Source organism: Pseudomonas sp. CFSAN084952 (assembly GCF_009648855.1).
GTDB classification, from domain to species: domain Bacteria; phylum Pseudomonadota; class Gammaproteobacteria; order Pseudomonadales; family Pseudomonadaceae; genus Aquipseudomonas; species Aquipseudomonas paracarnis.
This window is the reverse complement of record NZ_CP045767.1, coordinates 870803-892716: the sequence shown is the minus strand read 5'-3', so window position 1 is coordinate 892716 and position 21914 is coordinate 870803. Positions and strand designations below refer to the sequence as shown.

Genomic DNA, 21914 nt, shown 5'->3' with positions numbered 1-21914 from the left:
TGCCCTTGTTGGAGACTGATCATGAGCGACAGCAAAACCTTGCGACCTATCATCGAAGCCACACCGTTGAAGCCTCAACCCACCCAGAACGTGCATGGCTGGGAGCGCATCGGCTCGGTGGCCGGCGGGGTAATGATGGTGGGTAAAGGCTTGCGCCGTGGTGGGATTTTCGGCTTGATCCAGGTGGCGATTGGTGGCGTGGCACTGGCCCGTGGCTTTACCGGGCACAGTTCGCTCAAGGACAAACTGGAACAGGGCCGCCAGGAAATGAACAGCGTGCGCACGAAAATCGAGCGCGCCGGGGAAGAGTTGAAGAACCTGAAGACCAAGGCTGAAGTGGCGGCTGAAAAGGCGGTGAAACCTAAAGCCTGATCCCTGTCTTCAAGACTGTGAAGATCTAAAATGTGGGAGCTGGCTTGCTCCCACAGTTTTGTTGCTCAGCGCAGTAATTTGGAGTCCAGTACCACCGAAGACTCACCCATCACACTCTCGGCCAACTGCACGAACTCTTTGGTGTTGATGCTGTTCACCCGCATCACTGCCTGCGCCAGATCGTCCAGGGAGCGCTTGTTGTGGGTCTTCACGCGGATCTCACGGTCCAGTTCCTGCAATACCACCACCGAACGCGCCAGCGTCGCGCCGTTGACGTGCTCGCCTTTGAGGGTGCTGACGTCTTTGCCTTCTTTGGTCAGCCGTGCCTGGATCGCCGCATAGCGCTCATCGGTAATACCGCCGGCACGCCGCATCAACTCGATTGCGTAGTACTCGCCCAAGCCCTCGCTGATCCAGTCACTGCTGTCGTGGTCATTAAAGCGCCCGATGGCCTGCACCACTTCGCGCAGCAACGGGCTGCTGCCATTTTCGCCAACCAGCGGCGTGCGGCTGTTGAGGTAGATCGAATCGCGTAACGAATAAGCGCCCCGCCGCATCGGGTCACTGGCACCGACAATCAACAGTTTGCCAGGATGGCGCAGGAACGCGGCCTCCACCTGGGGCCAGACAAACGTCAGTAACGTCAGCACGTCCATGCGGCGCATCCCCTGGCCCTTGGGCGAGGCCACGGTGACGTCGGTATCACCCAGGCGCAGGCGGCGGCTGCCGAGGTTGCCCGCCAGCATCCAGCCGGTGGGGCGGTCGAACAGGCGGGACACGTTGTCGATGCGGAATTTGTTCTGGCCGATGCGCGGCCAGGCGGTTTCGACGCTCTTCCAACCCGTCGGCAGTTCAAACATCAGGCGTGAGACCAGTTCGACGCCGTCTTGCTGGTCGAGACGGGCGGCCGGCACCAGGTCTTCGCCGCGCAGTAACGCCCAGCCGGGCGTGATGCGTGTGTCATACACGCCGGGCTTGCGCGCATGGGCCAGGCGCACGCGGTAGGTCAGGCTGGCCTTGTCGGCACTGGGTTGCCACAGGCCACGGTTGCCCGTGATTTGCCACTGGCCATCGGCCTTGAAGTCGCTGTAGTCACCGTCGCGGCCCAGGTCGAAGTTCAGGCTGCGCACCGCCGCGCCTTGGGACAGGCTGACGCGCACCTCGGCCTGCTGGCTTTGGGGCAACAGCTTGACGTGGTAATCCAGGTCGACTTTCTTCGCGCACCAGCCCGGCCCGCTCAGCGCCAGCACGACCAGGCCCGCTGCCCACTTGGCGGCCACCTTCATACACACTCCTCGTTCAACCCGCGCGGAAAATCAGGTAATCCTCCCAGTCGTCCTCGGGCACGCTGCCTTCGCTGAGCATGCGCCCGGACTGGGAAATGCGTTCGTGGTGCACCGCGTCACGGTCGCCGCAGACCAGGTGATGCCACAGCGGCAAGTCCTTGCGCTCGCTGACCAGGCGGTAACCGCAGGTCGGCGGCAACCATTTGAACTGATCGGCCTGGCCCGGCGTGAGCTGGATGCAATCAGGCACCGAGGCACGGCGGTTGGGGTAATCGGTGCACTGGCAGGTTTTCAGGTCGAGCAGTTTGCAGGCGATACGCGTGTAATAGACGCTGTTGTCGTCCTCATCCTCGAGCTTTTGCAGGCAGCACAGGCCACAGCCGTCGCACAAGGACTCCCACTCCTCTTGGTCGAGGTGCTCAAGGGTTTTGCGTATCCAGAAAGGTTCGACTTTGGCGGCCATGGCTCTGCATCAGTATCGGAAGGTGAAAAGGCCGCCAGTCTAGTGCCCAAGCCCGTTGGGGCCAAGCGCTTACGACTGACGGTGTTGCAAGACTTGTCAGGCCTGGATGCGCGCAGTAGTTTTGAATCCCGGTTTTTTCATCAGGGTCTGTCCATGAGCAATAACCCCCGCGTTGCCGATTATCCGATCCACACCCAATTTACCGAGCGCTGGTCGCCCCGCGCCTTTACCGGCGAGAGCATCCCGCAGGAGACGCTGCTGAGTTTCTTCGAAGCGGCACGCTGGGCACCTTCGGCCTACAACTCGCAGCCGTGGCGGTTTCTGTATGCGCGCCGTGACACGCCGGATTGGGAGCGTTTCCTGGGCCTGCTAAATGAATTCAACCGCAATTGGGCGCAACATGCGTCGGCTCTGGTCATTATCGCGTCGAAAACCGACTTCATCGCCCCCGGCGCCACAGAAGAAACCCCGGCGCTGTGGCACACCTTCGACACCGGCTCGGCCTGGGGCCACCTGGCGCTGCAAGCCAGCCTCAGTGGCTGGCACACCCACGGCATGGCCGGCTTCGATCAGGAACTGACCCGCAAGGAGCTGAAGATTCCCCAGGGTTATGCGCTGCATGCGGCCGTGGCGGTGGGCAAGCTGGGCGACAAGTCGAGTTTGCCGGAGTACCTGCAAGGGCGCGAAATGCCGAGCCCGCGCAAGCCGTTGAGCGAGCTGGTGTCCGAGGGTGACTTCAGTCTCTAAGACTTGCATACACTCAATGTGGGAGCGGGCTTGCTCGCGAATGCGGTGTGGCAGCCACCCAATGTGTTGACTGATCCCCTGCATTCGCGAGCAAGCCCGCTCCCACATTTTTTTCCGCGTTTTGTCAGTAACCGCGCTCGAAATCCACTTCCCCGCGCAGCGCTTGCTTGGCCTGATACGCCCGCAGGTTCTGCACAAACAACGCCACCATCATCGGCGGCGAGGTCGGGGCCGAGCTGTGCCCGGTCAACAGCAAACCCCACGCCGTCCAGAACGGATGGCGTTGCGGCAAGGGCTCCTGGCGGCACACGTCGATCACCGCGCCGGCCAGGTGCCCTTCTTTGAGCGCCTCGACCAGGTCGGCGTCCACCACCGCCACGCCGCGTCCGACGTTGATAAACAAACCGGTGGGTTTGAATTGCTTGAACAGCGCCGCGTCGTACAGGTCATGGGTATCAGGCGTGTTGGGCAGCAGGTTGATCACGTAATCCACCTCCCCCACCAGCCGGCCCAACTGGTCGAGCCCCGCCACTTCGATAAACGGTGCCTGCTCGCGGGCCTGGCTGGCGATGCCATATAACTGCACGCCGAACGGCAGCAGAAACTCGGCCACGCTCTGGCCAATGTCACCGGTGCCGACGATCAGCGCCTTACGCCCCGCCAGGCTCTGACCCATGCGGTTATCCCATTTGCGCTCCACCTGGCTGACCAACCGCGCCAGCACTTCGCGCTCGTGGCCCAGCATGTAGGTGAGGACAAACTCGGCCATGACCTGGCCAAAAATGCCTACCGCGCGGGTCAGCCGATAGTCGCGTGGCAAGCCGTCGGCCAGCAGTGGCGTGATGCCCGCCCACGTCGATTGCAGCCATTGCGGATGATGGCCCTGGCGCAGCAGGGTCGCCAACAGATCGGGCTGGCCCAGCCACACCGGACAGTCGGCGGCCAGGCGCGAGAGTTCGGCCGAATCGCCGCTGGTCAGCACTTCGAGGTCTGGGGCGGCGTCCCTGAGCAATTGGGCGTAGAGCGGATGATCCTGTTCAGCAATCAGAACACGCATGGTTCAAACCTTTGAAAAAACAGTGCAGACGGCCGCCCGCATCCTTACGGCCACCGTCCTCTAATACGATTCCATTGAAACTGTGCCCTGAGCCGGGCACGGGTCGATCACATCGGGTCGTTGCGGCGCAGCAGCTCTTCGGGCAAGTGCTCGATGTACTCGTCCTCAGCTGGCGGCATTTGTAGGTGGTAGCCCTGCTTGTCGAGGTTTTCCAGCACCACGGTGATGTCTTCGCGCGACAGCTTGCGCTCAGGCGTCAGCACCATGTCAAAGGCGTGATGCGCCTTGCCGAAGGCTTCCATCAACGGCTCGGGTACGCGCTCCAGGGCATCGCTTTTGAGCACATAGAGGTACATGCCGTCTTTTTTCTTGCTGCGGTAGATGGAGCAAATACGTTTCAAGGCTGTTCTCCGGCATTGGCCAGGCTGTCGAGCAACGCCTGGCCCATCAACTCGCGGCGCCAGCCACGCAGCGAGTCTGGCAATTGGTAAGGCCCATCGGGGTAGCCACTTTTAACCAGGGCTTCGAGGGTTTTCTTGCGCAGCATCAGTTCCGGCGCCATGTCCAGGCGCTCGGCGAAGGTTTGGCCCAAAGCCCGCAGTTGCTTGATCAACGCGGCAGCGTCCACGGGTAACGGCTCAGCCACGGCAGGCGGCCATTGGTCCATGGGCACGCTACCGGTGCGTTTGATCAGGTCCAGCAAAAACTGGCCGTCCTGGCGCACGGTGCGCGGGTGCATGTCTTCGATCTTGCCCAGGGCGGCGAGGTTATCCGGCTGGGATTTGGCCAGGGGCCACAACGAGTGTTCGCGAATAATACGGTTGCGCGGCAAGTCGCGAGCACGGGCCTGCTGCTCGCGCCAGGCGCACAGTTCACGCAACACCGCGAGTTGGGCACGGGACAATTTCCACGCCAGCTTGGCGTCGCGGTACACCTCGTAGGGGTCGATCTCGCGGCGCAGGTTGGCCACCAATTCGGCGCCGTCTTCCAGTACCCAGGCGTATTTGTCATCCGACAGTTGCGGGCGCAGACGGGTGTAAACCTCGGCCAAGTGCACCGCGTCTTCGGCGGCGTAGCTGATCTGCGTCTCCGACAATGGCCGCTGCAGCCAGTCGGAGCGGGTTTCACCCTTGGGCAACTCGATATCCAACACCGCCTGCACCAGGCGCGAGTAGCCCATGGAAAAACCGAGGTTGAGGTAGGCCGCTGCCAATTGGGTGTCGAACAAGGGCACCGGCAAGCTGCCGGTCAGGCGCGACAGCACTTCCAGGTCTTCACTGCAGGCGTGCACCACCTTGATCACCGCTGGGTTCTCCAGCAAGGCGGCCAAGGGTTGCCAATTGTCGATGGTCAGGGGGTCGATCAGGTAAGCGCGCACGCCATCACCGATCTGGATCAGCCCGGCAATAGGGTAAAAGGTGTCGACCCGCATGAATTCGGTGTCGAGGGCGACGAATGGCAACTGCTGCCATTCGGCGCAATGCTGGCCGAGGCTATCGTTGTCGCAGATCCAGTGAATATCGATGGCCACACGGCTCTCCCTTGAAGAATGGCGCGCAGTATATATCGCGAAAGGGGCTTGCGAGCATCCGCAGTGCACACGCCATCATGAAAACTCCGACAGGAGATGAAGAATAGTCCGACAAAGGGGCGTTATCCTCTCTTACGCAAAACGTAGACGCACCATCGCCGCGAGCCCGGCAGGAACTCTTGGTAATTGAGGATTTTGAAGCCGGCTTGCCGAAACTCGCTCTCTACGGGCGTGCCCACGTTCACGGCAACAATCACCGTGTCGCGGCTGACGCGGTGAAACTCGTGCAATAACATGAGTCGCGCATCACTGTCGGGCACATGGCGAAACAAATCCAGGCAAAAAATGCAGTCCACCGCATTCGCTGAAAGGCCAATGGAAAACGCCGAGCCCTGGAATGTTTTGACACGCTTGAGCAACCCGCCCGGGTGATGAGTGCGCGCGTGATCGAGCATCGCCTGGGAGTTGTCCGAGGCCAGTATCACGCGGTTGACGTGTTCGGCCAGCACCGGCCAGAAGCGCCCGGAACCGCACGCCAGGTCGAGGATAAGCCCTGGCTCCCCCGCCACCTTCAGGGCTTGGCGTACCAACCGCGCATCGCGCCACGCCGACAGGCGCTGCAACAGCCTGGGCGGACGCGGGTCGCCACAGCCCCTGGCATGCTCACGGTCATAGCGCTCGGTGAATTCGGTCTCGATGGAGGATGGAGGTTGTGGCGACATCGCGGGCTCATGTGAATGAAACGGTAGTAAACGACCTTGATTCGCAGCTTAACCGCCGCAACGTGAAAAAAAGGTCGAAAGCCCCCCACTAAAACCGGTCACGCTTGATGCAAGTACCAGCGCCAATCCTGCTCCCCTACCTCGCCCATGAACTGGCGGTATTCGGCACGTTTGACCGCCAGGTAAACGCCGAGGAATTGGCGCCCGAACGCATCCGGTGCCCAGCGGGAGGTTTCCAGCGCGCGCAAGGTGGTCAGCCAGTCGGTGGGCAACAGTTCCTTGGCCTGGGCGTAGCCGTTGCCTTGCACCGGGGCGCCAGGGTCGAGCTGTTCGCGGATGCCTCGATGAATGCCGGCCAGGATCGCAGCGGCCGCCAGGTAGGGGTTGGCGTCGGCCCCGCAGATGCGGTGTTCGATATGCCGGGATTGAGCCGGGCCACCGGGCACTCGCAGGCTGACGGTGCGGTTGTCCACGCCCCAGGTGGCAGCGAGCGGCGCATAGCTGTTGGTTTGGAAGCGTCGATAAGAGTTGGCGTTGGGGCAGAACATCAACAGTGAATCGAGCAAGGTGCTGAGCATGCCGCCCACGGCCTGGCGCAGCAGTGGCGTGCCGTCGGCCGCTTCACTGGCAAACAGGTTATTGCCCTGGGCATCGGCCAGGCTAACGTGCATGTGCATGCCTGTACCGGCCAGGTCGTCAAACGGCTTGGCCATGAAACAGGCGGTCATTCCATGTTTGTGCGCCACGCCCTTGACCAAGCGTTTGTAGCGCACGGCTTCGTCCATCGCCTGCAGCGCGTCGGTGCGGTGTTCGAGGGTGATTTCCACTTGGCCTGGCGCGTACTCGGAGATGGCCGTGCGCGCCGGAATCCCTTGCAGTTTGCAGGCGCTGTAGAGGTCGGCAAGAAACGGCTCGATCTGCTCCAGCTCGCGCAGGCCGTACACCTGGGTCGAGCGCGGACGCTTGCCATCCACATCCCGCGCCGGTTGTGGGCGGCCGTTGCTGTCGGGCTTCTGGTCGAGCAGATAGAACTCCAGCTCCGCCGCCATCACCGGGTAATAACCGTCGGCCTTGAGCGCCTCGATAACATTGGCCAGCAGGTGCCTGGGGTCGGCCACGGTGGCGGGCAGGCCTTCGGTGGGGTGCATGCTGACTTGCACCGCCGCGGTGGGGATCAAGCGCCATGGCATGCGCTGCAAGCTGCCGCTGATCGGATAGGCGCGGCAGTCGATATCCCCCACCTCCCAAACCAGCCCGGAGTTTTCTACGTCATCGCCATTGATAGTCAGGCCGAGGATGGTGCTGGGCAGAGGCCGGCCACTTTCGTACACCGCCAGCAGTTCGTCGCGGTGCAGCAGCTTGCCGCGCGGTACGCCGTTGTTATCGAGGATAAACAGCTCGAACATCTCAATGTCGGGGTTCTGTTCAAGGAAGGTCTGGGCTTCATGCAGGCGGGCAAAAACACTCATGGGAATTCTCATACGTTTGCGTCAGGCAAGCGCGCAGGCGCCGCCGGGCAGATGCGCACAGGTGCGCGTCATCCATGGGGTAGATCAACGTAGGAGAGAGGTATCTGGCGGGCGCGCGTGTCGGCAATGGAACAGAGCCCAGAACGCAAGCGCAGACGGCAATGTCGCGGTGTGAATGTCGGGGCAAGCGTGCATGCGCGCTTCACAGTGATAGAAAGACTTGAGCGTCACACGCGGGGATACGCGGGTAAATTCAGGCTTGACGGAGTTTGGTTGCAGTTTGGCTAAACATTCACCGCGCCTTGCCACCCTGCCCTGTGCTGGAAATAATGAGCCCCCGACCGTGCCCCAAGGATTCGACCCCATGAAAGCGCCTCTGGCCCTCTGTGTACTGGCAAGCCTGGCCACTGTCGCCCAGGCCGACACCGCTGCATCTCGCCTTGACGACGTGATTGCGCGCGGCACCCTCACCGTGTGTACCACCGGCGACTACAAGCCTTACACCTCGCTGCGCAGCGACGGCGGCTATGAAGGCATCGACATTGCCATGGCCGAGTCTCTCGCCAAGAGCCTGAACGCCAAAATCACCTGGGTGCCTACCACCTGGAAAACCCTGATGCCGGACTTTCTGGCCCAACGCTGCGACATCGCGGTGGGCGGTATTTCCGTGTCGTTGGAACGTCAGAAAAAAGCCTTCTTCAGCCAATCACTCGGAGTCGACGGCAAGATCCCGCTGGTACGCTGCGCCGACGTGCAGCGTTACCAGACGGTGGAGCAGATCAACCAGCCCCAGGTGCGAGTGATCGAACCAGCGGGCGGCACCAACGAAGTGTTTGCCCGTGCGCACTTGGGCCAGACGCAGATTCGCCTGCATGACAACGTGACGATTTTTGATGAGCTGCTGGCGGGCAAAGCCGATGTGATGATTACCGACGCCAGCGAGGCGCGTTATCAGCAGAAGCTCAAGCCTGGGTTGTGCGCGGTCAACCCGGAGCAACCGATGCAGTACAGTGAAAAAGCGTTTTTGTTGCCGCGCGATGATGTGGCCTGGAAGAGTTACGTAGATCAGTGGTTGCATTTAAGTGTAGCGACGGGGGCGTATGCGGAGATTGTGGGGCAGTGGTTGGCTGCGCCTTGAATGCGGGGTGTCAGGTAGATCGGTGTTGATTGTCCGGCCGTCATCGCAGGCAAGCCAGCTCCCACATTTGGATCCTGGGGCGTCAGCCCGGCCCTACGCCTTGATCAACGCTACAAACGCCGCACACGCAGCGCTGCGATACGCGCCCTTGCGGCTCAGCAGTGCCGCGGTGCGCTGCGGCAACGGTGGGGCAATCGCCACGGCATGCAGGCCTGCCTGGGCCTCGGCCAGTGCGCGAGGCAGGATGGTTGCCAGGGGCGTGCTGCGCACGATTTCGATAATCGCGCTGATGGAATTGGCCTCCATGGCAATCTGCGGTTTAACCCCTTGCTGGTGGCAGTAGTCGTCGATGTAGCGGCGGGTGGCGAAGCCTGTGTTCAGTAGCACCAGAGGCTGTTCGAGCCAGGCCGGTTGTGTGCGTTCGGGGTGACTGGCACTGACGACCAGGCTCAGCTCTTCGACAAACAGCGCCTCACAGTCGATCTCCAGCCCATGCTCGCCGGTAAAGCCGATGCCGATATCCAGCAGGTCCTCGCCCAGCGCGGCTTCGATACGGTCTTGGGTCAGTTCCTCGATGCTCAGGGTGATGCCCGGATACAGCTGGTTGAAACGCGCCAGCAATGGCCCGATCAGGTAGGCGGTGAAAGTCGGCGTCATGGCCAGGCGCAAATGCCCTCGGCGCAGGTCCTGCACGTCATGTATGGCGCGGGTGCCGGCTTGTAGATCCTGCAAGGCCAGCCGCGCATAACGCACATAGGCCTGCCCCGCGTCGGTCAGGCTGACACTGCGCCCGGAGCGGTCCAGCAGTGGCGCGCCCAGGCTTTCTTCCAGTTGCTTGATCTGTTGCGACAAGGTCGGCTGCGACACGTGCAGCGCCTCTGCAGCCCGCGTGAAGTTGCGGTGCTCGGCAACGGCCAGCAAGTAACGGATATGACGCAACAGCATGGGCAGCGCTCCAACTATAGGCATGACTTATAGAAAGCATAATAAACCGGTCTTGGACCCTATAGCCAAAAACTCCCATCCTTGCCCCCATCAGCGACGCAAGGAGAACCACCATGCAGCATCTCATCGACGGCTTTCGCAAATTCCAACGTGAAGCCTTTACCCCTCGCAGTGACTTGTTCAAACACCTGGCGACCACGCAAAGCCCCGGCACCTTGTTCGTGTCCTGCTCTGACAGCCGCGTAGTCCCCGAGCTGTTGACCCAGCAGGAACCCGGCGACCTGTTCGTCATCCGTAACGCCGGCAACATAGTGCCGTCCTACGGCCCGGAGCCGGGAGGTGTGTCGGCCACAGTCGAATATGCCGTAGCGGTGCTGGGCGTCAGCGACATCGTGATTTGCGGGCACTCGGACTGCGGCGCGATGACTGCAATTTCTACCTGCAAATGCCTGGACCACCTGCCCGCCGTGGCCAACTGGTTGCGCCATGCCGAGTCGGCCAAGGTGATCAATGCCGCCCGTACGCATGCCTCGGACGCTGCACGCCTGGATTCATTGGTGCGCGAAAACGTGGTCGCCCAACTGGCCAACCTCAAGACTCACCCTTCGGTCGCCCTGGCGCTGGAACAAGGCCGGATGAACCTGCATGGCTGGGTGTACGACATCGAAACCGGCGGCATTGACGCTTTGGACGGGCACACCGGGCGCTTCGTCTCCCTGCTCGACCACCCCAGCACCCGCGCCCACGCCGCCTGAACCCTAATCAACCCAAGAGGACGTCACCATGTTGCAATCCCAATTCGCTCAAACCCCACGCCTGGCCCTGGCCGACACCGTTATCGACCTCAAGGCACGCAAAAACCTGTCGTGGCAGGACCTCACCGACGGCACCGGGCTGAGCCTGGCATTCGTCACCGCAGCCCTGCTCGGCCAGCACCCGCTGCCCAAGGAAGCGGCCGACATCGTGTGCGGCAAACTCGGCCTTGACGAGGACGCCAGCCGCCTGCTGCAAAGCGTCCCACTGCGCGGCAGCTTCCCGAGCGGTGTGCCGACCGACCCAACCATGTACCGTTTCTATGAAATGCTGCAAGTCTACGGCTCTACCTTGAAGGCCCTGGTGCATGAGCAATTCGGCGACGGCATCATCAGCGCCATCAACTTCAAACTGGACATCAAGAAAGTTGAAGACCCGGACGGCGGCTCCCGTGCGGTCATCACCCTGGACGGCAAATACCTGCCGACCAAACCCTTCTGATTCGCCGCCAACCGTCTACGCTCTTGGCACACCAACAAGAACGAGGGACGGGTAAATGAAGAGACTGCTCCGATTCACTTGGCTGCTGCTGTTGTGTTGCAGCCAGGTGCATGCCGCCACGGCACAGGAAGCGGATGCCCAAGCCGCCAAGGCCCTGCTGGAAAAGGCCTTGGCGTACTACCACAAGCAAGGTGACAAGGCGTTCGCCGCCTTCAGCCGTCAGGGCGAGTTCATCGACCAGGACCGTTATGTGTTTGTGGTCGATACAAAAGGCGTACTGCTGGCCAGTGGCGGGCCCTCCTCCGCGCTCATAGGTCGCGATGTGTCCGAGGTACTCGGACCGGATTTGCGCCAATCCTTCAAGGACGCGCTCAAGGTGCCCGAAAACCAGGGTATCCAGCAGGCTGACTACCGCTGGCAGAACTGGAATGACGGCAAGGTCGAACATAAACACGTGTTTTATCAGCGCGTGGGCGAACGCATCCTGGCGGTCGGTTATTACTTGCCGCGCGCCACACCGGAACAGGCACGGGCGCTGCGCAACAAGGCGGTGGAGGCGTTGGTCAAGGATGAAGCCGGCACGCTCAAGGCGATCAACTCCTTGCAAGGCGGCTTCCTGCAAGATGATCTCTACGTATTCGTGGTGGACCTGAACACGCGGCGCTACGTCGCCCATGGCACCAACCTGCGCCTGATCAACACCGATTTTGCCAAGATCAAGGACCCGGATGGCAAACCGGTGGGTGTGCCGATCCTCCAGATGATGGCTGAACAGGACCAGGGCGAATACAAATACCGCTGGAAAAACCCGGTGACCGGCAAGGTCGAGAACAAGCATGCCTATGTGCGCAAGAGCGGGCATTTCATGGTTGCGGTGGGGTATTACAGCCCCTGATCCTGATCATTCCCACGCTCTGCGTGGGAACGCCGCCTGGGACGCTCCGCGTCCGCTTATCTAACTTTGTCTTCACGGCCGCGCAGTACCCGATTCGGCATCGCTATCGCAGCGGCCAACCCCAGCAGCGACACCGCCGCACTCACCATCAGCAAATGCCGGAACGTCACCGCCAGCTCGCCGCGCAACGCATCTTGCGCCGGGCCGGGTGCGGCGTTGAGGCCGTCGAGCAGCACGTTGCCGGAACTGCCTTCGGCCACCAGTGCGCCGCTTGCCAGATGGGCGAAACTGGAATCGTGTAACAGCGCCAGCAGCAACGCCGACATGCAGGCCACCCCCACTGCCCCGCCCAGGGAGCGAAACAGGTTGGTGGTGCTGGTGGCCACACCGATATCCCGCTGCTCCACCGAGTTCTGCGTCCCCACCAACGAGGTCGGGAACTGCATGCCCGCGGCGATACCGCACAACAACATGAAGACGCTGGTGAGCGCCACCGCCTGGGGCGCGCTGTAGGCCATGCCGAGAATCGCCAGCGGGCTCAACACTGCGCCGCTGAGGATCATCGGTTTATAGCGGCCCGTCACCGAGGTCATGCGCCCGGCAAAATACGCGCCCATCGGCAAGCCCATCGCCAAGGGCAGCAAGTGCAGGGCCGCGCTGTCGGCACCGGCGCCGGTTACGGTCTGGTAGCGCAGGGGCATCAGCACCGTCAGGGAAATCGCCTGGAAGCTGGTGATGAAAATCGTGCACCAGCACAACACCGCACTGCGGTTGGCAAACAAGTGCATCGGCAACAGCGGTTCCCGTGCGCGGCGTTCGTGCCACACAAACACGCTTAACGCCAGCAGTGCGCATGCCAGCAACCCCAGCACTTGATCGTCACGCCACGAATGGCCCTGGCCGATTTCGGTGATGCCCAGCAACAAGGCGGTGAGGCCGACGATCATCAGCACCGTGCCGAGGTAATCGATGATCGGCTTGCGCTGCGGCACCGGCAGCCCCACCAGGGTGCGATGGGCCACGTACCAGGCGCCGACGCCCAGTGGCAGGTTGATCAAAAACACCCAGCGCCACGACAGGTACTCGGTCATATAACCGCCCAGCACCGGCCCGGCCACGCTGGCCACCGCGTACATGCTGCTGAAATACCCCTGATAACGTCCCCGTTCGCGGGGAGGAATAATGTCGCCAATGATCGCCTGGCTCACCGAGACCATCCCGCCAGCGCCGATACCCTGCAGAACCCGAGCCAGCACCAGTTGCTCCATGCTTTGCGCCAGGCCGCAAAACAACGACGCCAGGGTGAACAGGCCCATGCCAATGAGCATCATGGGCCGGCGCCCATACAGGTCACCGAGCTTGCCGTAGATCGGCACCGCCACGGTCATCGCCACCATGTAGCCGGAGATCACCCAGGCCAGCAGGTTGACGTCATGGAACTGTGCGGAAATGGCCGGCATGGACACGGCGACAATGGTCTGGTCCAGGGCACCCAGGAAGATCGCCATCATCAGCGCGACCAGGATACTGCGCACGGCGGGAACGGTTGGAGCGGGCTGATTGAGGTGAGTCACGGCAGAACCTTCGAGCAGGGCCCACAGGCAACGGTCACCGGTGGGAATGCTCGATACGATAGCAGGCTATTCGATAGGCTCGTAAGGAAGGCCGACGTAATTTTCTGCGATGGTTTTGCGCCCGGCCTGGGAGTGGATGAAATAGTCCAGCTCGCTCTCGGCAATGCGCTGGCTGAAGGCGTCCGCCTGGGGAAACTGATGCAGCATCGAGGTCATCCACCAGGAAAACCGCTCGGCTTTCCACACTCGGCGCAGACAGATTGCCGAGTATTTTTCCAGCAAGTCCAGGCGCCCTTCGTGGTACACCTTGAGCAAGATGCGAAACAAGGTGCTCACATCACTGGCCGCCAGGTTCAAGCCCTTGGCACCGGTGGGCGGCACAATGTGCGCGGCATCGCCGAGCAGGAACAGGCGCCCGTACTGCATGGGTTCCACCACAAAGCTGCGCAGCGGCGCGATGCTTTTCTCGATCGACGGGCCGGTCACCAATTGTTCGGCCAATGAGCCGGGCAGGCGGCTCTTGAGTTCATCCCAGAAACGTTCATCCGCCCAGTCTTCCAGCTTCTCTTCGACCGGCACTTGCAGGTAGTAACGGCTGCGGGTCGGCGACCGCATGCTGCACAGCGCAAAACCCCGCGCATGTTTGGCGTACACCAGTTCGGCATGTACCGGCGGCGTGTCGGCCAGCACGCCCAGCCAGCCGAAGGGGTAGACGCGTTCGAACACCTTCAGCGCTTGCGCCGGTATCGACTGGCGGGCCACACCATGGAAACCGTCGCAGCCGGCAATGTAGTCGCACTCCAGGCGGTAGGCTTGGCCTTCGTGCTCAAAGGTCAGCCAGGGCTGTTCACTTTTCAGGTCATGGGGTTGAACATCGGAGGCTTCGTACAGGGTGATGGCACCGGCGGCTGCGCGGGCGGCCATCAGGTCGCGGGTGACCTCGGTCTGGCCGTAGATCATCACCGACTGGCCGCCGGTCAAGGCCTTGAGGTCGATGGAAGTGAGTTGGCCATTGAGGGCAATATCAAACCCGTCGTGCACCAAACCTTCGGCGTCCATGCGTTGGCTGACGCCGGCTTCGCGCAGCAGGTCGACCATGCCCTGTTCCAACACACCGGCGCGGATACGGCCTTGTACGTAATCGGCGCTCTGACGCTCTAGAACGAGGGTCTGGATGCCAGCATTGTGCAGCAGTTGGCCGAGCAGCAATCCGGAAGGACCGGCACCGATAATGGCGACTTGGGTTTTCAGGGTTTTCATTATTTTTATGACCTTCAAGCTTCACGCGAACGTATGGAGTGAAAGAGTTGTCATTGCTCTTGTGGCTGACATTTTTCACTTGAGTGAGGCTCATAAGAAGGTGAAAACTGCGTCAAAACCTGTGCTTTTCGCCAATCGGGGCGATTACCGAACCACTATCCTGAGTATCGGATTGAAACCATGACCAAAACCGCGATTCCGGTCTTCAAGCTTTACGGGGAAAGCCAGCAGTGGCCGACTCCCGATTTGTTGCACTGCGAAACCATTTCCCGGCGCAGTCGGGAATACCAGTGGGAAATCCAGCCCCACCGGCACGCGGACCTGTGCCAGTTGCTGTATGTGCACAAAGGCCAGGCACAACTGGAAATCGAAGGCCAGCGCACCACGCTCAATGAGTCGAGCCTACAAGTGCTGCCACCGCTTTGCGTGCACGGCTTTCGTTTTTCCGAGGATGTGGAAGGGTTTGTGGTAACGCTGTCGGCACCGCTGGTCAGCCACTTGCAGGCGCAACTGGGCTCTACCGTCGATGGCCTGCACACACTCGGCAGCTACCCGGCGGGCAAGGACAGCGATTACTTGAACAGCCTGTTCGTACGTTTGCAGGACGAATACGCCGATGACCAACCGGCACGGGACATGATGCTGCACGCCCTGGTCAGCGTGTTATTGGTGTGGGTCAGCCGCCAGGCGATCCAGCGCCGCCACCCACGGGCGCCACGGGGTCGTGAGTACTTTCGGCGGTTTACGCAACTGGTCGAACAGCATTACCGCGAACACCCCAAGATTGAAGACCTGGCCCACAAGCTGGGTATCTCGGTCTCACACTTGAACGGGACGTGTCGGGAGTTGGGTGGGCAACCGGCGTTGCAGATCATGCATGACCGCCAGTTGCTGGAAGCCAAGCGCCTGCTGACCTACACCAGCATGACCATCAACGAGATGTCCGAGGTGCTGGGCTTTTCCGACCCGACCAATTTCTCACGGCTGTTTCGCCGCAGGGTCGGTTTTTCACCCAAGGCGTTTCGTGAACAACTGAAGGCAGAGCAGCCTACCTGAGCGCACTGAAACTGCCGGTGCGGGGAACGCATTGGTCCTGATGGCAGCTGATGGCGAATGCCGCCGGCTGCATGCGTGTTTGCTCGACGCGGTAGGCGGCAGTCCCATACAGCGCTGTCGCCAATGCGCAGAGGGTGAAAATCGTCAGGTACTTTCTGGTTTTGATGCTCATGGCACAGACCTCTGAACGGATCTACAGGGTGCTGTTTAAAGCATAGGTCAGTCAGGGCAACTTGCCATGATGCGCTGCCATTCAGCGCGCTTATTTCACCTCAGAGCCCTATGTCCCAAACCGGTTCTTCGGGAAACCGCAGCACCAGGAAATCCAGGAGGCTACGCAGCGCCGAAGGCATGTGTTTGCGTGAGGCGTACACCGCATAGATATTCATCTGTCGCGGCTCGGCGTGCGGCAGCAAGCGCACCAACTCCCCACTGCGAATCAGCTCACCGGCCTGATAACTGGGCAACATCGCCACCCCTGCCCCGGCCAGCGTCACGCGCATTAACGTGCTGGCTTCGTTGGCCGTGATATTGCCGTGGACCGGCACCGACACGTGCTCTCCGTTTTCTTCGAAATGCCACAGGCTCTTGCCGAAGTAAGAGTGGGTCAGGCAGTTGTGCCGGGCCAGGTCTTCGACTTTCTGCGGCGCCGGATGCTCGCGCAGATAAGCCGGTGTGGCGCATACCACCGAGCGACATACGGTCAGGCGCCGGGCGATCAGGTTGGGGTCCAGATCGTTGCTGGTGCGGATCGCCAGGTCGATGCGCTCGTCCACCAGGTTCACCGTGCGATCAAGCATCTGCAAATCCACCGTCACCAGGGGGTAAAGCTTGACGTATTCGGCAATCGCCGCGCCCAGCTGCGCCTGGCCGAACGAAGTGCTGACGCTCAGGCGCAACAGGCCTCGGGGCGCATCATCGGGCTCGCTGACGGCGGCCTGCATATCACCGCACAGTTCCAACAATTGCCGGCAACGCGGCAGCGTTTCTCCGCCGGCGGCGGTGAGGCTGAGCTTGCGCGTGGTGCGGTGCAGCAGGCGTGCGCCCACCCAGTCTTCCAGCTCGGCCAGGTAGCGCGAGACCACCGGGCGCGACAGGTCAAGGTGGTCGGCAGCGGCGGATTGGCTGCCCAGGTCCACCACGGTGACAAACACGCGCATTGCTTGAAGACGATCCATGATTTGCCCGATTTTAGAAACAAACTATGTCCCAGCATCGCATTTTTTGTCGTGTTTTATGCAACTAAGCTCTGTGCATCCCTTACCGATGGCAGGAGCTGCCCGATGTTCTCGACCTTCAAACGCTTGACCCTGGCCACCGCCGCCCTGGCCTTCGCTGCCCACGCAGCAGCGGCAGAGCTGAAACTCGACGTGTACAACCCAGGCGAAGCCGCGATCTTCCCGGTCAGCTCGGTGCTGGTGAGCGGCAAGAAAGACGCGATCCTGGTGGATGCGCAATTCGGCAAAGGCCAAGCCGAGCAACTGGTGCAGAAGATCCGCGCCAGCGGCAAGCACCTGACCACCATCTACATCAGCCATGGCGACCCGGACTACTACTTCGGCCTCGACACCCTGACCGCCGCCTTCCCCGACGCCAAAGTGCTGGCGCCACAGCCAGTGGTGGACCATATCAACGCCACCGTCGCCGACAAGCTGGCCTTCTGGGGCCCGAAAATGGGCGCCGACAAGCCGGCCAAGACCCTTGTGCCGCAAGTGCTTAAAGGCCACAGCCTGACCCTGGAAGGGCAACAGCTTGAAGTGGTTGGCCTTGACGGCCCGCAGCCAGATCGCAGCTTTGTGTGGATCCCGTCGATCAAGGCCGTGGTCGGTGGTGTGGTGGTCGCTGAAAACATCCACGTCTGGATGGCCGATACCCAGAGCGCGCAATCCCATAAAGACTGGCTGGCTACCCTCACGCGCATTGAAGACCTGAAGCCGAACACCGTGGTGCCGGGCCATTACCTGGGCACGCCATCGCTGGCCTCGGTCACCTTCACCGCCGATTACATCAAGGCCTTCGACCTCGAAACCGCCAAGGCCAAGGACTCCGCCGCCCTGATTGCGGCCATGAAAAAACGCTACCCCACCCTCGCCGACGAAAGCTCGCTGGAACTGAGCGCCAAAGTCGCCAAGGGCGAAATGAAGTGGTAACTGGCTTTAAACCTTAACCCTGTTGGAGAACATCATGAGCAAGATCGCAATCATTGGTGCCACTGGCCGCGCCGGTAGCCAACTGCTGGAAGAAGCGCTGCGCCGCGGGCATACCGTCATCGCCATCGCCCGCAATACCGACAAGCTGGCTGTGCGTCCTGGCGTTACGGTCAAACAGGTTGATGCCCTGGATGCCGAAGCCTTGCAACACGCCATCAGCGGCAGCGACGTGGTGATCAGCGCGGCGCACTTCGCCACGCTTCCCGCCAGCGCCGTGATCGGCCCGGTGAAAAAGGCTGGTGTGAAACGTTTGTTGGTGGTCGGCGGCGCAGGTTCGCTGTTGTTGCCCGGTGGCGGGCGCGTGATCGACAGCGAAGGGTTCCCGGCTGAATATAAAGCTGAAGCCAGTGCCGGGGCGCAATTCCTGGAAACGCTGCGCCAGGAAAAGGAACTGGACTGGACCTTCCTGTCGCCATCGGCCCTGTTCGACGGCACCGAGCGCACCGGCAAATTCCGCCTGGGCACGGATGATCTGCTGGTGGACAGTGACGGCAACAGCTCGATCAGTTTTGCCGACTTCGCCATCGCCATGCTGGATGAAGTGGAAACACCGAAGCACTCGCGCCAGCGCTTTACGGTCGGTTACTGACCCAACGCCGTCAACGCTAACCACGATGCGAAGCGAGCCGCTCTTGATCTGCTTTTGATCTGCTTTTGATCTTGATCTTAGGCGCCCCGTTAAACCACGCTGGCCGGAATTCGACAGTGATTTGGGGGGTAAACCGGCAGGGATGCCGGTTTAACCGCCCCGCGCCATGAATGGCGCGTGGCGGCGGCCCCCCAAATCACTGGCGGATTACGGGCACACCGAGCCTAGGCGAGGTGCCGAGTGGTGGGGCAAGAGCCCTTTGGTTACTTTGGGCTGGGCCGGCATTCCGGCTCTTTTCCAAAGTGACCCGCTGTCAGAGCGGAACCCTAAGCGGCCGTTACCGCAGCAATGGATATGTACACAATCCAACTGTGTTGACTGTCAGTCCGCCTTCGCGAGCAAGCCCGCTCCCACAGTTGGATCGTGGGGTGTCTGGTAGATAGGCGTTGGCTTTCAGGCCCTCATCGCAGGCAAGCCAGCTCCCACATCTGGATCGTCGGGGTGTCAGGTAGATAGGTGTCGGCTTTCAGGCCGTCATCGCAGGCAAGCCAGCCACAGTTGGATCGCGGCGAGTCAGGTAGATAGGCGTAGGCTGTCATCCCACACTGGCCTCACTCACCAACCAATCCATCAGCGCGACCAACCCAACCGACGGTTCCTTCCCCGGCGGATACACCAGGAAATACCCCATCCCCGTCGACACCCGCAGTTCAAACGGCATCGCCAACCGCCCCGCCCTCAGATCCTCGCCAATCAACGCACTGTCGCCCATCGCCACCCCGGAGCCCTGGGACGCTACGGTCATTGCCAAGTCCAAGGTTTCGAAGTGGTGCCGTTGGATGGGGTCGCTCAAGCAGGCATTGGCAGCCTTGAGCCACAACGTCCAATCGCGCTCGTCTCGGGTCGGGTGCAACAGTACCTGATGCTGCAAATCCTGCGGCGTACGCAAACTGCCCAGCAACCCAGGCACGCAGACCGGCGTGAGACGCTCGTCGAACAGATGCCGCGCCTCGGCCGACTGCTCGGCGATGGGCCCGTAGATCACCGCCGCGTCAAACGGCTCACGACGAAAGTCGACGTTATAGGCCACCGTCGTGGTGAGCTCCACCGGCACATCCGGGCGTTCTTTTTGCCATTGCAGCAAGCGCGGCAACAACCAGCGCATCACGCAGGTGGACGCTTTGAGCTGCAAGGTGCGGCGCCGGTCACCGATGTGCTCCACCGCGTCAGCGAGCAAGCCAAACACCTGTTGCGCGCATGCCAGCCATTCGCGCCCCTCCTCCGTCAGGCTCAAGCCACGCGCCTGGCGCTGAAACAAGGCATAGCCCAACTGGCTTTCCAACCCGGCCACCTGTCGACTCACCGCGCCCTGGGTAATGTGCAGGTGTTCGGCGGCACGGGTGAAGTTGCAGCACTGGGCTGTGACCCAGAAGGTGTGCAAAGCAGGTAACGGTGGGAGGCGTTTCATCGGGGCGCAGCCATGACGGGAGGACATGGCGAGTATGACTTTTTATCGATTGTTGCCGCCACCGGCCAACCGCTCCAATAGCGCTTCGACCCCATCACAAGAGCGACCTGTATGGCGACCTGCGGCGAAGTATTGGTGCACCTCCTGGAACGCTACGGCGTGGACCACGTATTCGGCATTCCCGGCGTACACACCGTGGAGCTGTACCGGGGCTTGGCGCGCTCCAGCATCCGACATGTCACCCCGCGCCACGAACAGGGCGCCGGCTTCATGGCCGACGGTTATGCGCGCACCCGTGGCAAGCCCGGCGTGTGCTTTATCATCACTGGCCCCGGCATGACCAATATCACCACGGCCATGGGCCAGGCCTATGCCGACTCGATCCCGATGCTGGTGATATCCAGCGTACAGTCACGCAGCCAACTGGGCGGCGGGCGCGGCAAGTTGCATGAGCTGCCGAACCAGAGCGCGCTGGTGGCCGGGGTGGCGGCGTTCTCCCACACCTTGATGTCGGCGGCTGAACTGCCCGCCGTGCTGGCGCGGGCGTTTGCGTTGTTCCAGGCCGGTCGGCCGCGCCCGGTGCATATCGAGATCCCCCTGGATGTGTTGGTGGAAAATGCCGACGCGTTGCTGGGTAGCACGCCTGTCAGCGTCACCCGCGCTGGCGCGGCACCGGCGGCCGTGCAGCAGATGAGCCAGAGGCTGGCTGCGGCCAAGCGCCCGCTGATCCTGGCCGGTGGCGGCGCCATTGACGCAGCCGCCGAACTGACCCGCCTCGCAGAAGCCCTCGGCGCGCCCGTGGCCCTGACCATCAACGCCAAGGGTATGTTGCCGGCCGCGCACCCGCTGCTGATCGGCTCCACGCAAACACTGCCCGCCACCCGTGCCCTGGTGGCTGAGGCTGACGTGGTATTGGCGATCGGCACCGAGTTGGCAGAGACCGACTACGACGTCACCTTCGCCGGTGGTTTCAACATTCCCGGTGCGCTGTTGCGCATCGATATTGACCCGGACCAGACCGTACGCAACTACCCGCCCCAAGTGGCACTAGTGGCCGACGCACGCATCGCCGCCCAGGCCCTGCTCACCGAAATCAACCGCCAGCCGCTGACGCCGCGCACTACCGACTGGGGCACAGCACGCGTCGCCCGTTTATGGGCCGAGCTGGAACCTACGTGGGACGCTGCGACGCGCGTGCAAACCCGGTTTCTCAACGCCGTTCTGGAGGAACTGCCGGGCGTAGTGTTCGTGGGCGACTCCACTCAACCGGTGTACAGCGGCAACCTGACCCTGAACCTCGACCACCCACGCTGCTGGTTCAACGCCTCTACCGGTTACGGCACCCTGGGTTATGCCCTGCCCGCCGCCATGGGGGCCTGGCTCGGGCGCGGCGATGGCCAACCGGTGGTGTGCCTGATCGGCGACGGCGGTTTGCAATTCACCCTGCCGGAACTGGCCAGCGCGGTGGAGGCCCGTACACCGGTGATCGTGCTGTTGTGGAATAACCAGGGTTATGAAGAGATCAAGAAGTACATGGTCAACCGTGACATCGAGCCGGTGGGTGTGGACATCTACACGCCGGACTTTATCGGTGTGGCCAAGGCTCTGGGCTGCGCGGCACAAAGCGTCCATGGCATTGAAGGGTTGCGCACGGCTTTACGTGCCGCCGCTGATCGCCAGGGGCCCACATTGCTTGAAATCGACCAGGCGCGGTGGGAGTTGCCGAGTCTGTAATCCCGCTAAGTTGGGCCTGTGGCGAGGGAGCTTGCTCCCGTGACGGCCTGACAGCCGACGCCCAATGCGCTTTTACCTCACCACTTCGCATCCGCATTTTTTCAATAGCCCCTGCGACTTTCTGATTTGCCCCGCTACACACTC

At 61.8% G+C, this 21914-nt stretch carries 23 protein-coding genes; 10 read left to right on the top strand and 13 right to left on the bottom strand.

Going from position 1 to position 21914, the window contains the following annotated elements; translation table 11 throughout:
- Positions 1 to 21: 21 nt before the first annotated feature.
- The gene (locus GH769_RS04165) at positions 22 to 372 is read left to right on the top strand and encodes a DUF2892 domain-containing protein (RefSeq protein ID WP_019818260.1); all 351 of its coding nucleotides are present in this window, start codon (positions 22 to 24) and stop codon (positions 370 to 372) included.
- A 65-nt stretch (positions 373 to 437) separates the two neighbouring features.
- On the opposite strand, the gene GH769_RS04160 is transcribed toward GH769_RS04165, so the two are convergent.
- Positions 438 to 1658 (bottom strand): hypothetical protein, encoded by a 1221-nt coding sequence (locus GH769_RS04160; protein WP_020302885.1) that lies wholly within the window; start codon positions 1656 to 1658, stop codon positions 438 to 440.
- A gap of 13 nt (positions 1659 to 1671) precedes the next feature.
- On the bottom strand, positions 1672 to 2121 hold the full coding sequence (locus tag GH769_RS04155) for a YcgN family cysteine cluster protein (protein WP_003172524.1): 450 nt from the start codon (positions 2119 to 2121) through the stop codon (positions 1672 to 1674).
- 153 nt (positions 2122 to 2274) lie between these two features.
- Between GH769_RS04155 and GH769_RS04150 the strand changes: the two genes are divergently transcribed.
- Positions 2275 to 2868: a nitroreductase family protein gene (locus tag GH769_RS04150; protein WP_003189601.1), complete on the top strand. Its 594-nt coding sequence runs from the start codon at positions 2275 to 2277 to the stop codon at positions 2866 to 2868.
- A gap of 124 nt (positions 2869 to 2992) precedes the next feature.
- Here the strand turns inward: GH769_RS04150 and GH769_RS04145 are convergent, their stop codons facing one another.
- The 5 genes from GH769_RS04145 to GH769_RS04125 all read right to left on the bottom strand — a co-directional run bounded on the left by GH769_RS04145 (position 2993) and on the right by GH769_RS04125 (position 7647).
- Positions 2993 to 3925, bottom strand: a complete 933-nt coding sequence (locus GH769_RS04145; protein WP_019818262.1) for a D-2-hydroxyacid dehydrogenase — start codon at positions 3923 to 3925, stop codon at positions 2993 to 2995.
- A 107-nt stretch (positions 3926 to 4032) separates the two neighbouring features.
- The gene (locus GH769_RS04140) at positions 4033 to 4326 is read right to left on the bottom strand and encodes a YcgL domain-containing protein (RefSeq protein WP_014717482.1); all 294 of its coding nucleotides are present in this window, start codon (positions 4324 to 4326) and stop codon (positions 4033 to 4035) included.
- Positions 4323 to 5456 (bottom strand): ribonuclease D, encoded by a 1134-nt coding sequence (gene rnd, locus GH769_RS04135; protein WP_014717481.1) that lies wholly within the window; start codon positions 5454 to 5456, stop codon positions 4323 to 4325. The genes GH769_RS04140 and rnd overlap by 4 nt, the downstream gene beginning before the upstream one ends.
- A gap of 122 nt (positions 5457 to 5578) precedes the next feature.
- The gene (locus GH769_RS04130; RefSeq protein ID WP_014717480.1) at positions 5579 to 6178 is read right to left on the bottom strand and encodes a class I SAM-dependent methyltransferase; all 600 of its coding nucleotides are present in this window, start codon (positions 6176 to 6178) and stop codon (positions 5579 to 5581) included.
- A gap of 98 nt (positions 6179 to 6276) precedes the next feature.
- A complete protein-coding gene (locus GH769_RS04125; RefSeq protein WP_014717479.1) occupies positions 6277 to 7647 on the bottom strand; it encodes a glutamine synthetase family protein in 1371 nt (456 codons plus the stop codon).
- Positions 7648 to 8011: 364 nt separating this feature from the next.
- On the opposite strand from GH769_RS04125, the gene GH769_RS04120 reads away from it, so the two are divergent.
- The gene (locus GH769_RS04120; RefSeq protein WP_032903159.1) at positions 8012 to 8785 is read left to right on the top strand and encodes a transporter substrate-binding domain-containing protein; all 774 of its coding nucleotides are present in this window, start codon (positions 8012 to 8014) and stop codon (positions 8783 to 8785) included.
- Positions 8786 to 8878: 93 nt separating this feature from the next.
- Here GH769_RS04120 and cynR read toward each other — a convergent pair whose 3' ends face one another.
- On the bottom strand, positions 8879 to 9730 hold the full coding sequence (cynR, locus tag GH769_RS04115) for a transcriptional regulator CynR (RefSeq protein WP_019818264.1): 852 nt from the start codon (positions 9728 to 9730) through the stop codon (positions 8879 to 8881).
- A gap of 113 nt (positions 9731 to 9843) precedes the next feature.
- On the opposite strand from cynR, the gene GH769_RS04110 reads away from it, so the two are divergent.
- Genes GH769_RS04110 through GH769_RS04100 form a run of 3 tightly spaced genes read left to right on the top strand, consistent with a single transcriptional unit; the run spans position 9844 to position 11879 of the window.
- Entirely contained in the window at positions 9844 to 10485 is a 642-nt protein-coding gene (locus GH769_RS04110) for a carbonic anhydrase (RefSeq protein WP_019818265.1), read from the top strand.
- Between the two features lie 28 nt (positions 10486 to 10513).
- Positions 10514 to 10984 (top strand): cyanase, encoded by a 471-nt coding sequence (gene cynS / locus GH769_RS04105; RefSeq protein ID WP_014717475.1) that lies wholly within the window; start codon positions 10514 to 10516, stop codon positions 10982 to 10984.
- A gap of 55 nt (positions 10985 to 11039) precedes the next feature.
- Positions 11040 to 11879, top strand: a complete 840-nt coding sequence (locus GH769_RS04100; RefSeq protein WP_014717474.1) for a cache domain-containing protein — start codon at positions 11040 to 11042, stop codon at positions 11877 to 11879.
- Between the two features lie 56 nt (positions 11880 to 11935).
- On the opposite strand, the gene GH769_RS04095 is transcribed toward GH769_RS04100, so the two are convergent.
- Positions 11936 to 13453 carry an MDR family MFS transporter gene (locus GH769_RS04095; protein ID WP_032873421.1) on the bottom strand — a complete coding sequence of 506 codons (1518 nt, stop codon included), beginning with the start codon at positions 13451 to 13453 and terminating at the stop codon, positions 11936 to 11938.
- Positions 13454 to 13519: 66 nt separating this feature from the next.
- On the bottom strand, positions 13520 to 14704 hold the full coding sequence (gene pobA, locus GH769_RS04090) for a 4-hydroxybenzoate 3-monooxygenase (protein WP_172832688.1): 1185 nt from the start codon (positions 14702 to 14704) through the stop codon (positions 13520 to 13522).
- 189 nt (positions 14705 to 14893) lie between these two features.
- Here pobA and GH769_RS04085 point away from each other — a divergent pair, with 189 nt between their 5' ends.
- Entirely contained in the window at positions 14894 to 15769 is an 876-nt protein-coding gene (locus GH769_RS04085) for a helix-turn-helix domain-containing protein (protein ID WP_014717471.1), read from the top strand.
- Here the strand turns inward: GH769_RS04085 and GH769_RS04080 are convergent.
- Together GH769_RS04080 and GH769_RS04075 are read right to left on the bottom strand one after the other, a co-directional pair.
- Positions 15762 to 15941: a hypothetical protein gene (locus tag GH769_RS04080; RefSeq protein WP_003189580.1), complete on the bottom strand. Its 180-nt coding sequence runs from the start codon at positions 15939 to 15941 to the stop codon at positions 15762 to 15764. The two genes, GH769_RS04085 and GH769_RS04080, sit on opposite strands and share 8 nt — an antisense overlap.
- A 100-nt stretch (positions 15942 to 16041) precedes the next feature.
- Positions 16042 to 16947 (bottom strand): LysR family transcriptional regulator, encoded by a 906-nt coding sequence (locus GH769_RS04075; protein WP_014717470.1) that lies wholly within the window; start codon positions 16945 to 16947, stop codon positions 16042 to 16044.
- 105 nt (positions 16948 to 17052) lie between these two features.
- Between GH769_RS04075 and GH769_RS04070 the strand changes: the two genes are divergently transcribed.
- On the top strand, positions 17053 to 17919 hold the full coding sequence (locus tag GH769_RS04070; protein WP_032903162.1) for an MBL fold metallo-hydrolase: 867 nt from the start codon (positions 17053 to 17055) through the stop codon (positions 17917 to 17919).
- Between the two features lie 34 nt (positions 17920 to 17953).
- On the top strand, positions 17954 to 18568 hold the full coding sequence (locus GH769_RS04065) for an NAD(P)-dependent oxidoreductase (protein WP_014717468.1): 615 nt from the start codon (positions 17954 to 17956) through the stop codon (positions 18566 to 18568).
- A gap of 595 nt (positions 18569 to 19163) precedes the next feature.
- Here the strand turns inward: GH769_RS04065 and GH769_RS04060 are convergent.
- Positions 19164 to 20036, bottom strand: a complete 873-nt coding sequence (locus tag GH769_RS04060; RefSeq protein ID WP_020301049.1) for a LysR substrate-binding domain-containing protein — start codon at positions 20034 to 20036, stop codon at positions 19164 to 19166.
- A gap of 111 nt (positions 20037 to 20147) precedes the next feature.
- On the opposite strand from GH769_RS04060, the gene GH769_RS04055 reads away from it, so the two are divergent.
- On the top strand, positions 20148 to 21770 hold the full coding sequence (locus GH769_RS04055) for a 5-guanidino-2-oxopentanoate decarboxylase (RefSeq protein WP_032903163.1): 1623 nt from the start codon (positions 20148 to 20150) through the stop codon (positions 21768 to 21770).
- Positions 21771 to 21914 lie beyond the last annotated feature (144 nt).

Excerpts from the sequence above, each read along its gene's own strand:
- GH769_RS04060 (WP_020301049.1), bottom strand. The coding sequence starts at position 20,036 with ATGAAACGCCTCCCACCGTTACCTGCTTTGCACACCTTCTGGGTCACA.
- GH769_RS04165 (WP_019818260.1), top strand. The coding sequence starts at position 22 with ATGAGCGACAGCAAAACCTTGCGACCTATCATCGAAGCCACACCGTTG.
- GH769_RS04065 (WP_014717468.1), top strand. The coding sequence starts at position 17,954 with ATGAGCAAGATCGCAATCATTGGTGCCACTGGCCGCGCCGGTAGCCAA.
- GH769_RS04085 (WP_014717471.1), top strand. The coding sequence starts at position 14,894 with ATGACCAAAACCGCGATTCCGGTCTTCAAGCTTTACGGGGAAAGCCAG.
- GH769_RS04155 (WP_003172524.1), bottom strand. The coding sequence starts at position 2,121 with ATGGCCGCCAAAGTCGAACCTTTCTGGATACGCAAAACCCTTGAGCAC.
- GH769_RS04070 (WP_032903162.1), top strand. The coding sequence starts at position 17,053 with ATGTTCTCGACCTTCAAACGCTTGACCCTGGCCACCGCCGCCCTGGCC.
- GH769_RS04100 (WP_014717474.1), top strand. The coding sequence starts at position 11,040 with ATGAAGAGACTGCTCCGATTCACTTGGCTGCTGCTGTTGTGTTGCAGC.
- GH769_RS04110 (WP_019818265.1), top strand. The coding sequence starts at position 9,844 with ATGCAGCATCTCATCGACGGCTTTCGCAAATTCCAACGTGAAGCCTTT.
- GH769_RS04145 (WP_019818262.1), bottom strand. The coding sequence starts at position 3,925 with ATGCGTGTTCTGATTGCTGAACAGGATCATCCGCTCTACGCCCAATTG.
- GH769_RS04075 (WP_014717470.1), bottom strand. The coding sequence starts at position 16,947 with ATGGATCGTCTTCAAGCAATGCGCGTGTTTGTCACCGTGGTGGACCTG.
- cynR (WP_019818264.1), bottom strand. The coding sequence starts at position 9,730 with ATGCTGTTGCGTCATATCCGTTACTTGCTGGCCGTTGCCGAGCACCGC.
- GH769_RS04120 (WP_032903159.1), top strand. The coding sequence starts at position 8,012 with ATGAAAGCGCCTCTGGCCCTCTGTGTACTGGCAAGCCTGGCCACTGTC.
- GH769_RS04080 (WP_003189580.1), bottom strand. The coding sequence starts at position 15,941 with ATGAGCATCAAAACCAGAAAGTACCTGACGATTTTCACCCTCTGCGCA.
- GH769_RS04055 (WP_032903163.1), top strand. The coding sequence starts at position 20,148 with ATGGCGACCTGCGGCGAAGTATTGGTGCACCTCCTGGAACGCTACGGC.
- GH769_RS04150 (WP_003189601.1), top strand. The coding sequence starts at position 2,275 with ATGAGCAATAACCCCCGCGTTGCCGATTATCCGATCCACACCCAATTT.
- cynS (WP_014717475.1), top strand. The coding sequence starts at position 10,514 with ATGTTGCAATCCCAATTCGCTCAAACCCCACGCCTGGCCCTGGCCGAC.
- GH769_RS04130 (WP_014717480.1), bottom strand. The coding sequence starts at position 6,178 with ATGTCGCCACAACCTCCATCCTCCATCGAGACCGAATTCACCGAGCGC.
- GH769_RS04125 (WP_014717479.1), bottom strand. The coding sequence starts at position 7,647 with ATGAGTGTTTTTGCCCGCCTGCATGAAGCCCAGACCTTCCTTGAACAG.
- GH769_RS04160 (WP_020302885.1), bottom strand. The coding sequence starts at position 1,658 with ATGAAGGTGGCCGCCAAGTGGGCAGCGGGCCTGGTCGTGCTGGCGCTG.